This window comes from Vibrio sp. Vb0937, assembly GCF_033338855.1.
Genome location: NZ_JAWOTK010000258.1, coordinates 1 through 1,275 on the forward strand (window position 1 = coordinate 1; position 1,275 = coordinate 1,275).

Annotated in this window: 1 protein-coding gene and 1 pseudogene; both read right to left on the reverse strand. The window is 46.6% G+C overall.

What is annotated here, in order from left to right:
* Positions 1 to 342 (reverse strand): annotated as a pseudogene (locus R7P67_RS24905) (aerobic respiration two-component sensor histidine kinase ArcB); the annotation flags it as partial.
* Between the two features lie 226 nt (positions 343 to 568).
* Positions 569 to 1,275, reverse strand: a 707-nt coding sequence (locus R7P67_RS24910; RefSeq protein WP_318086330.1) for a diguanylate cyclase, incomplete at its 5' end; no start/stop codon positions are given.

The following is a 1,275-nucleotide window of genomic DNA, read 5'->3' on the forward strand; positions in this document are numbered from 1 at the left end:
CTTTTCGATATTCTGCTGTAGTTGGAAGTTCAGTTCTTGGTCGCGTGAACGCATGTCTTTCAATTTAGAAACCAGCTTAGTCAATCGTTGACGAGACTCTTCTAACTGATCTACCACCACAGATAGGAAGTAAACGGCCCAGGGCGTGATTAGCAAACCAAAGAAAACGGAACGTACGATGTCGATATCATCGACGCGCCCTTTGAGAGCCAAAGTGATACCAACTTGTACGACGACAGCAAGTGCCACCAGCGCTAGGGCTAACAAAATTGAAAAACGGACAATCCCTAGTTTCACCAGTAAGTCTACATAGTACTGGGCGAGATTTTTCATGGGCTTCATTCACTACTCCATGGCACAAGCAAACTATCAACCCGACATATTGAAAACGGGCAGATGTACAAGGCCTAACGCAATTTAGGTCTGTTTGATTTTGAGGCATTCACCTTGATGAACTGGCGAGAACCATGAGATCACAGACGAGAACACAAGGTATAAGCAGTTTAACGTGTTTAATACGGTGATTTAAACCGCTTGCTATCAACTTAGAGCAAGCGGTCACAAAGCGCTAGAAGGAACTAGGGTGGATGCAGGTGCGATTACGGCCATCGGCTTTGGCCTGGTATAGCGCACTGTCGGCCATAGCGATGCCCATTTCGGGTTCATCACCATGCTGAGGAACGTAAGAAACAAAGCCGATACTCACACTGAGATGTTCTGAAGCTTCCGAACTACCGTGCTCCATATCAAGCTGTCTAATCTGTTGATGAATGCGTTGAGCGACTTGCTCTGCGCCTTCTGTTGTCGTGTTTGGCAAGATAAAACCAAATTCTTCACCACCGTATCGAGCCACGCAGTCTGAAGAACGGTTGACCACTTGCTTGGAGACCGCCGCGACACGAATCAACGCCTCGTCGCCTTGTTGGTGCCCGTAACAGTCGTTGTAATCTTTAAAGAAGTCGATGTCGCACAACATAATAGTCAAAGGCAATTTTTCACGAATGTGGTGATACCAAAGTACATGAAGACGTTCATCAAATCGGCGTCTATTCGCCACTTGCGTCAAGCTGTCCATAAAGCTCAATTTCTCAAGTTCAAGGTTCGCTTGTTCAAGTTTTTGCTCGGCGAGATAACGCTCTGAAATATCACGCGCCATGATAAGAACGCCATTCGTACCCGATGCCTTGTCTTTAAACGGCGATTTCCCCACATCAAACCTCGTAATATGGCCATCACTACTCACGACCTTATCGATGTACCTTACCGGTTCGGCTT